The organism is Streptomyces sp. NRRL F-5630 (genome assembly GCF_000719475.1).
Lineage (GTDB): Bacteria > Actinomycetota > Actinomycetes > Streptomycetales > Streptomycetaceae > Streptomyces.
Genome location: NZ_JOGO01000033.1, coordinates 75,559 through 83,861 on the forward strand (window position 1 = coordinate 75,559; position 8,303 = coordinate 83,861).

Consider the following 8,303-nt stretch of genomic DNA (forward strand, 5'->3'; position numbering starts at 1 on the left):
TTCCGCTCCCTTCACGGCGCGGGTGCCCGTGCCGGTTCCCGCGTCCGTGCCTGTGCCCGTTCCCGTGCCGTCCTGCCGGTGCCCCGGCTCCGGGGCGTGCGGCGGCTCCGCCCCGGCGAGGGCGCGTGCGGGACGGCTTCGAACATGCTCGGCGCCCGGCGCGGGTCCGGCAACGCGAGGGGGTCCGGAGCGGTGAGCGCCTCCTCGCGTGCGGCGGGCGAGGGGCCGAGCAGCCCCCGGTCAGGGTGCGGGCGCGAAGGGGTGGCCGTCCGCACGGGGAAGGGTGGGCGCGCGCCGAGATCCGCTGCGAGAGCGTCGCTGTCGCGTGCGCCGCGCGGGGCGAGGGCCCGGCGGAAGGGGCCGAGGTCCCGCCTCGCCGAGGGGGCCGCACCGCCGGACCGCCCGGAGCGGCCGGGACCGCCCGAGCCCGGCGGTCGGTCATCTCACCGGGCCCGTGCCACCCGTCGTTCGTCCCACACCGGCTCGGGCGTCTCGCGGACGCGGCCGTCCTCGCCGAAGACGAGGTAGCGGTCGAAGGCGCGCGCGAACCAGCGGTCGTGCGTGACGGCGAGGACCGTGCCCTCGAAGGCTTCCAGGCCCTCCTGGAGTGCTTCGGCGCTCTCCAGGTCCAGGTTGTCCGTCGGCTCGTCGAGGAGGAGCGCGGTCGCGCCCTCCAGTTCGAGCAGGAGGATCTGGAAACGGGCCTGCTGGCCGCCGGAGAGGCGTTCGTAGCGCTGTTCCGCCTGGCCCGTCAGCTCGTAGCGGCGCAGCCGCGACATCGCGGCGCCCCGGTCCTTCGCGTGCTCGGTCCACAGGATGTCGAGGGGCGTGCGGCCCTCCAGCTCGGGGTGCGCGTGGGTCTGGGCGAAGTGCCCGGGGACGACGCGGGCGCCGAGCTTCCAGGTGCCCGTGTGCGCGACGTCCTCGCCCGCGAGGAGGCGCAGGAAGTGCGATTTGCCCGAGCCGTTGGAGCCGAGCACCGCGACGCGCTCGCCGAAGAACACCTCCAGGTCGAAGGGCTTCATGAGGCCCGTGAGTTCGAGCTTCTCGCACGTCACGGAGCGCACCCCGGTGCGCCCGCCGCGCAGCCGCATCGTGATCTCCTGCTTGCGCGGCGGCTCGGGTGGCGGGCCCGCCTCCTCGAACTTGCGCAGCCGCGTCTGCGCCGCCGCGTAGCGCGAGGCCATCGCGTCGCTGTTCTTGGCGTACTGGCGCATGTCCAGGACGAGTTTCTTGAGCTGCGCGTGCTTCTCGTCCCAGCGGCGCCGCAGCTCCTCGTACCGCTCGAAGCGCTCCTTGCGCGCCTCGTGGTAGGTCGCGAAACCGGTGCCGTGCGTCCACACCTCGGCGCCGTCCGGGCCGGGCTCGACGCTGATGATGCGCTGCGCCGAGCGGCTGAGGAGCTCGCGGTCGTGGCTCACGAAGAGGACGGTCTTGCGGGTCTGTTCGAGCTGTTCCTCCAGCCACCGCTTGCCCGGGACGTCCAGGTAGTTGTCCGGCTCGTCGAGGAGGAGGACGGCGTCCGGACCCCGCAGGAGCGCTTCGAGCACGAGCCGCTTCTGCTCGCCGCCCGAGAGCGTGCGCACCTGACGCCACTGGGCCTGCTCGTACGGGATGCCGAGAGCCGCGACCGTGCACACGTCCCACAGGGTCTCGGCCTCGTAGCCCCGCGCCTCCGCCCAGTCGGACAGGGCCTGCGCGTAGGCGAGCTGGGCGGCCTCGTCGTCGACGGTCATGATCGCGTGCTCGGCCTTGTCGACGGCGCGCGCGGCCGCGCGGATCCGGGGCTGCGCCACGGAGACGAGCAGGTCGCGCACGGTGGACTCGTCGCGGACGGAGCCGACGAACTGCGGCATGACGCCGAGGCCGCCGCTCGACGTGACCGCGCCGCCGTGCGGCTGGAGTTCACCGGAGAGCAGGCGCAGGAGCGTCGTCTTGCCCGCGCCGTTGGGACCCACGAGCGCGGCGACGACGCCCTCGCCGATACGGAACGACACGTCCCCGAGCAGCGGCCTCCCGTCGGGAAGGAAGTACTCCACGTGCCCTGCTTCGAGATGTCCCATGCCGGGCATTGTCCGCGTCCGTCCGGGTGCCGGGCAAACCCATTTCGGTCACCGCGCGCAGGTCGTCAGGGGTGAGGCGGGGCGGCCGGGGTACGTGTGCGCCATGACCGCAGACGTCACCTCATCGCCCTGGCGGGACCGGCTCACCTCGCTCGACTCGACCGTCTTCCGCATCGCCGCGAGCCACCGCTGGCCCGGCGCCGAGCAGGTGCTCCCCCGGCTGAGCCGGTCCGCCAACCACGGCGTGCTGTGGTTCGCGGCGGGCGCCGGGCTCTACGCGACGCGCTCGCCGCGCGCCCGCCGCGCCGCCGTGCGCGGCCTCGTCTCGCTGGGGCTCGCCTCGGCGACCGTCAACACGATCGGCAAGCGCGCGGTGCGCCGCGCCCGGCCGCTGCGCGACGCGGTGCCGCTCGTACGGCAGCTCAAGCGCCAGCCCGTCACGACCTCGTTCCCCTCGGGGCACGCGGCCTCCGCCGCGGCCTTCGCCGCCGGGGTGGCGCTGGAGTCGCGGGCGCTCGGCGCGCTCGTCGCCCCCGTCGCCTTCTCCGTCGCCGCCTCGCGCGTCTACACCGGGGTCCACTACCCGAGCGACGTCCTCGCGGGCGCCGCGCTCGGTGTCGGCGCGGCACTCGCCGTACGGGGCCTGGTGCCCACACGCTCCCAGATGCCGCTGCCCGCGCGCCTCACGGTGGGCGCGCCCCGGCTGCCGCGCGGGGCGGGGCTCGTCGTCGTGGTGAACACGCGCGCCGGCTCGCCCGACCGCGTACGGAGCCTGCGCGACGCGCTGCCCGAGGCGGAGGTCGTGGAGTGCGAGGGCCCGGCGCTCGCGGACGAGCTGGAGAAGGCCGCGAAGCGGGCGAAGGCGCTCGGGATCAGCGGCGGCGACGGTTCGGTCAACACGGCCGCCGGGGTCGCGCTGCGGCACAAGCTCCCGCTCGTCGTCCTGCCCGGCGGGACGCTCAACCACTTCGCGTACGACCTGGGGATAGAGGATGTGCGCGACGCCTACCGGGCCGTGGAGCTGGGTGAGGCGGTCCTTGTGGACGTGGGGCGCTGGCGCACCGAGTGCCGCGAGGCGGAGGGCGGCTGGGTTTCAGGGCTCTTCCTCAACACCTTCAGCCTCGGCGTGTACCCGGAGCTGGTCCAGGAGCGCGAGAAGTGGTCGGGGAAGCTCGGCGGGCGGCTCGCCGACGTCGCGGCGGCCGTGCACGTCCTGCGCCGCGACCGCCCGCTCCTCGCGGACATCGGCGGCCACCGCGAACCGCTGTGGCTCCTCTTCGCCGGCAACGGCCTGTACGGCCGTCCCGGGCTCACGGCGGGCCGCCGCACGGACCTGGCCGACGGGCTCCTGGACGTCCGGACGGTACGCGCCGGGGGCCGGCCCTCCGCCCGCCTGCTCGGCGCGGCCCTCGCGGGCCCCCTGACCCGTTCCCCCTTCCACGCCGCCCGTCGTCTGCACCGCCTCCGTGTCACGGGCATCGAGCCGGGGACGCCGCTGGCGCACGACGGCGAGGTGGCGGAGGCGGGAAGCGTGGTCGAACTGGACAAGCTGCACGAGGCGTTGACGGTGTACCGGCCGATAGAGGTCTGAGGGCGGCCCGGCGGTCCCGGAAGGGAACGTGTCTCGTATCACAAGACGCCCGTCTCACTCACCGACATGCGGCGTAGCGTGAACGCACCGAATCCTCCGGGACCGAAGGAGTTCCGCCATGCCGGAAACCGCTGAGACGCCCACCGCCGAAACCGCCGTCTACACGCACGGCCACCACGAGTCGGTACTGCGCTCGCACAGGTGGCGCACCGCCGAGAACTCGGCGGCCTACCTGCTGCCGCACCTCAAGCCGCACATGCGCGTCCTCGACCTGGGCTGCGGTCCCGGCACGATCACCGCCGACCTCGCCGCGCTCGTCCCGCAGGGCCGGGTCACCGGGATCGACTCCTCAAAGGAGGTGCTCGCGAAGGCCGCGGCCGAAGCGGAGCGGCGCGGGCTCGGCAACGTGGACTTCACGACCGGGGACGGGCACGCGCTCGCGTACCCGGACGACACCTTCTGTGTCGCGCACGCGCACCAGGTCCTCCAGCACGTGGGCGATCCGGTGGGCGTCCTGCGGGAGCTGCGACGGGTCGTGAAGCCGGGCGGCTTCGTCGCGGTACGGGACGCGGACTACGCGGCGATGACGTGGTACCCCGAGGTGCCGGGGCTCGACGACTGGCTCGATGTGTACGAGCGGGTGGCGCGCGGCAACGGCGGGGAGCCGGACGCGGGACGGCGGCTGCGTGCCTGGGCGCACGAGGCGGGCTTCACCGACGTCACCTCGACGGCGGACACGTGGTGCTACGCGGCGCCGGACGAGGTGGCGTGGTGGAGCGGCCTGTGGGCGGACCGCACCCTGGCCTCGGCGTACGCGGAGCGCGCGACGAGCGGCGGGCACACCGACGCCGCCGGGCTGGAAGCGATCTCGGCGGCGTGGCGGGAGTGGGGCCGGAGCCCGGACGCGTGGTTCGGGGTGCTGCACGGGGAGATCTTGTGCCGGGTCTGAGGCGGGGACCGGGGCGGCCGGCGCGGCGCTGAGGGCGGACCCGTCCGGGCGGGGGCGCGGAGAGCGGGAGGGGCAGGCGGTCCGGTCCTCGGGCGAGCGGTCCGGGCCCGGGGGCGGGGCGGTGGCGGCCGCGTTCCCGTGCCGCCCCCGCGCCCCGCGCGACGACCTCAGTTCACGAGCATCCGCACCGACGCCGTGATCGCGTCCGCGTCGATGCCCGCCGCCGCAAGGCTCTGGGCGGGGGTCGCCGAGCCCGGCATGTTGCGGACCGCGAGGCGGACCAGGCGCGGCGCGGGGCGGCCGTCGTCGAAGGCGGACGCGACGGCGTCGCCGATGCCGCCCTCGGGGTGGTGGTCCTCGACGGTGAGCAGGCAGCCGGTCTCCTCGGCGGCCTTCCACAGCGTCTCGCGGTCCACGGGCTTGACCGAGTAGAGGTCGATGACCCGTACGGCGATGCCCTCGGCGGCGAGCCGGTCGGCGGCGGCCAGGGCCTCGTGGAGGGTCTGGCCGGCGGCGACGACGGTGAGCTGGTCCTCACTGCCCGAGCGGAGCGTCTTGGAGCCGCCGACCGGGAACTCCTCGTCGGGCCCGTAGAGGACCGGGCTGGCGCCGCGCGTGGTGCGCAGGTACGAGATGCCCTCGATGTCGGCCATCGCGGCGGTCAGGTGCGCGGCGGCGTTGGCGTCGGCCGGGTAGAGGACCGTCGAACCGTGCACGGAACGCATCATCGCGAGGTCTTCGACGCCCATCTGCGAGGGTCCGTCCTCGCCGATCGCGACGCCGGAGTGCGAGCCGCACAGCGCGAGGCTGACCTGGCTGACGGCCGCCATGCGGATGAAGTCGTGGGCGCGGGTGAGGAAGGCGGCGAAGCTCGCGGCGAAAGGCCGCCACCCGCGCGCCGCCATACCCACGGCCGCGCCGACCATCTGCTGCTCGGCGATGTACATCTCGAAGTACCGCTCGGGGTGCTCCTTGGCGAAGAACTCGGCGCGGGTCGAGTCGCCGACCTCGCCGTCGAGGACGACGACGTCGCGGCGGGCGGTACCGAGCGCGGTGAGCGCCTTGCCGAAGGCGTCGCGCGTCGCGACCTCGTCGCCGCCCTTGTCCCAGCGCGGCAGGGCGGGCGCGGCGGGGGCGGGATTGCGCTGCCCGGCGGAGTCCTTCGGCTTCTGCACGGAGACCCGGATGTCGCGTACGCCGCCGAGTTCGGCGATGGCACCCTCGGGGTCCTTCAGCGGCTTGCCGTGCAGGCCCTCGTGGTCGGCGGAGGCGCGGACGCCCTGCCCCTTGATGGTGCGGGCGAGGATCACGGTGGGCTCGCCGCGTGTGGACTCGGCCTCGCGGTAGGCGGCGTCGATCTCGTGGACGTCGTGCCCGTCGATCTCGATGGTGTGCCAGCCGAAGGCGCTGAAGCGGCGGGCGTAGGAGTCGAGGTCGTGGCCGTGGCGCGTGGGGCCGCGCTGGCCGAGGCGGTTGACATCGATGATCGCGGTGAGGTGGTCGAGGTGGGCGGCGCCCGCGGCCTCGGCCGCCTCCCACACGGAGCCCTCGGCGATCTCGCTGTCCCCGCACAGGACCCACACCCTGCTGTCGGTGCGGTCCAGGTCACGGGCGGTGAGCGCGAGGCCCACGCCGACTGGGAGGCCCTGGCCGAGCGAGCCCGTCGCGACGTCGACCCAGGGGATGCGCGGGGTGGGGTGGCCGTCGAGACGGCTGTCCTCCTTGCGGAACGTGAGCAGTTCGGCGTCGCTGACCGCACCGGCCGCCTTGAAGGCCGCGTAGAGGACCGGTGAGGCGTGGCCCTTGGAGAGCACGAAGCGGTCGTTCGTCGCCAGGTCGGGGGCGTCGAAGTCGTAGCGCAGGTGCCGGGCGAAAAGCACGGCGACGAGGTCCGCCGCGGACATCGACGAGGTCGCGTGCCCGGACCCCGCGGCGTCGGTCGCGCGCACCGAGTCCACCCGCAACTGCTGACCCAGTTCCGCGAGGGCGTCGAGGTTCTCCGGGTCGAGCGGCGTGGCAGTGCCGGTTTCACTCGGCATGGTGACTCCTTTCGTACGCTTTCGTACGCGGGGTGCACGAGTCGTGCACGAGCGCGGCTCTTCGAGTCCCCGGGGGTACGACGGGCAAACGTGTGTCCGGGGCCGTTTCCCCCAATTCCCCCAGTATGGAAAGGGCGGCGCCATCGCGCACGGCGAGCGCCCCTCGGCCGGGAAAGCGACGCGGAACACCGAGCGCGGCGAGCCGGCCGGGGCCCGGCGGAGCGCTTCGCGGCCGGAAACGATCACCTCGCGCGGGCGGGCCAACTAGGCTCAGGCCCATGGAGATTCTGGGTACCACGCTCCGTGTCTGTGTCGACGACCTGGACCGCACCGTCCCGTTCTACGAACGGCTCGTCGGCAGGCCCGCCGAGCGTTTCGACCGCGGGAACGTCTCGGTGGCCGCCGTGGGCTGCTTCCTGCTGATGAGCGGCCCGGCGGCCGAGATCGAGGTGCTGCGGCAGGTGCGGGCGACGCTGGCCGTTCCCGACGTGGAGGAGGCGGCGGTCGCGCTGCTGGCCTCGGGCGGGCGCGTGCTGGCCGGGCCGATCGGCTCACCTGCGGGGCGCACGTTGGTGGCGCTGCACCAGGACGGAAGCATTTTCGAGTACGCGGACCGGGGCGGGGCGGGGGGCGAGCCCTCGGCGGGGTGAGGGGGCGGCGAGTCCTCGGGCGGGGGCGAGGGGCTGTGCGGCTCCCCCTCGGGCGGGGCGCGAGGGGCGGCACGGCTCCCCCTCGGCCGTGGCGAGACGGGGAGTGAGCCCTCGACGGGAGGGGAGGGGTGGCGCTGCTCGCCCTCGGCGGGGTGGGACGGGCGGCGGGAGGCGAGACGGGCGGCGGTCCTCCGGTGTGGCCGGGGCGGACGGTAGTCCGTCGGCGGGGTGAGCGGGCGCTCGTCTGCCTCGTCGCGGCCGGCGAGACGGACGGTAGTTCGTCGGCGGGCATGAGCGGGCGCTCGCCCACCTCGTCGCGGCTGTGGATAACTTCCGTGAACGCGCGCACCCTCTCACTCGTTCCGGTGAGGGGTTGAGCGGGTTCGGCGAAGTTATCCACAGATGTCGCGGGAGGTCGGGGGGCGGGGGTGGGGGTTTGGGAGACTGGTATAGGGGTCGCCCCCCGGGCGGGAGGGGGATGTCCGCTCACCACTCGCTGCGGGCCTCGGGAGCCGCATCCGGGCGGGAGAGGGCTGTCCGCTCGACGCTCACGTCGGGCCCGGTGGAGCAGCCCCCTGCCCCCTGCCCCTGGCGCGAGAGGCCTGCCTCCCCGTCGCCGCCTCCGCACTCCATGTCCCCGGTCACCCCGTCGCCGCCCCCGGCGGCCAAGGGCCCCGCTCCTCCCCGACCGGTCATCCCCCTCACTCCCCCCGCCGCCCCACCCCGTACGCCGCCGTGACCGCCACCCCCCGGTCCTCGTCCCGCGTGAGCCCGACAAGGACCCGCGTCGCGGCGTCGCCCGGGATCTCCGCCAGCGCCTGAGCGATCCGCCGTCGCGCCGCCGCCCCCGCGCTCCCGGGCGCGAGCCCCTCGACGAGCAGCGCGACAACACGTTTTCCCACCGCACCGTCCCCCTCCCCCGTGCCGCCGACCGCCCCGACACCAGCGTCCCCTCCGCCCACCACCCCGGCACCCGCACCCGCACCACCCACCAACACGGCGCCACTCTCC

5 protein-coding genes and 1 pseudogene are annotated in these 8,303 nt (G+C 74.7%); 3 read left to right on the plus strand and 3 right to left on the minus strand.

What is annotated here, in order from left to right:
- Positions 1 to 443 precede the first annotated feature (443 nt).
- On the minus strand, positions 444 to 2,063 hold the full coding sequence (locus IF99_RS0117040) for an ABC-F family ATP-binding cassette domain-containing protein (RefSeq protein WP_030997364.1): 1,620 nt from the start codon (positions 2,061 to 2,063) through the stop codon (positions 444 to 446).
- A gap of 103 nt (positions 2,064 to 2,166) precedes the next feature.
- Between IF99_RS0117040 and IF99_RS0117045 the strand changes: the two genes are divergently transcribed.
- Both IF99_RS0117045 and IF99_RS0117050 read left to right on the plus strand, forming a co-directional pair.
- A complete protein-coding gene (locus tag IF99_RS0117045; RefSeq protein WP_030997365.1) occupies positions 2,167 to 3,654 on the plus strand; it encodes a bifunctional phosphatase PAP2/diacylglycerol kinase family protein in 1,488 nt (495 codons plus the stop codon).
- A gap of 118 nt (positions 3,655 to 3,772) precedes the next feature.
- On the plus strand, positions 3,773 to 4,603 hold the full coding sequence (locus tag IF99_RS0117050) for a methyltransferase domain-containing protein (protein WP_030997366.1): 831 nt from the start codon (positions 3,773 to 3,775) through the stop codon (positions 4,601 to 4,603).
- Positions 4,604 to 4,770: 167 nt separating this feature from the next.
- Here the strand turns inward: IF99_RS0117050 and IF99_RS0117055 are convergent, their stop codons facing one another.
- On the minus strand, positions 4,771 to 6,642 hold the full coding sequence (locus IF99_RS0117055; RefSeq protein WP_030997367.1) for a transketolase: 1,872 nt from the start codon (positions 6,640 to 6,642) through the stop codon (positions 4,771 to 4,773).
- Between the two features lie 278 nt (positions 6,643 to 6,920).
- Here IF99_RS0117055 and IF99_RS0117060 point away from each other — a divergent pair, with 278 nt between their 5' ends.
- Entirely contained in the window at positions 6,921 to 7,292 is a 372-nt protein-coding gene (locus IF99_RS0117060; protein ID WP_030997368.1) for a VOC family protein, read from the plus strand.
- Between the two features lie 701 nt (positions 7,293 to 7,993).
- On the opposite strand, the pseudogene IF99_RS34935 reads toward IF99_RS0117060, so the two are convergent.
- Positions 7,994 to 8,303, minus strand: a pseudogene (locus IF99_RS34935) (MerR family transcriptional regulator); the annotation flags it as partial.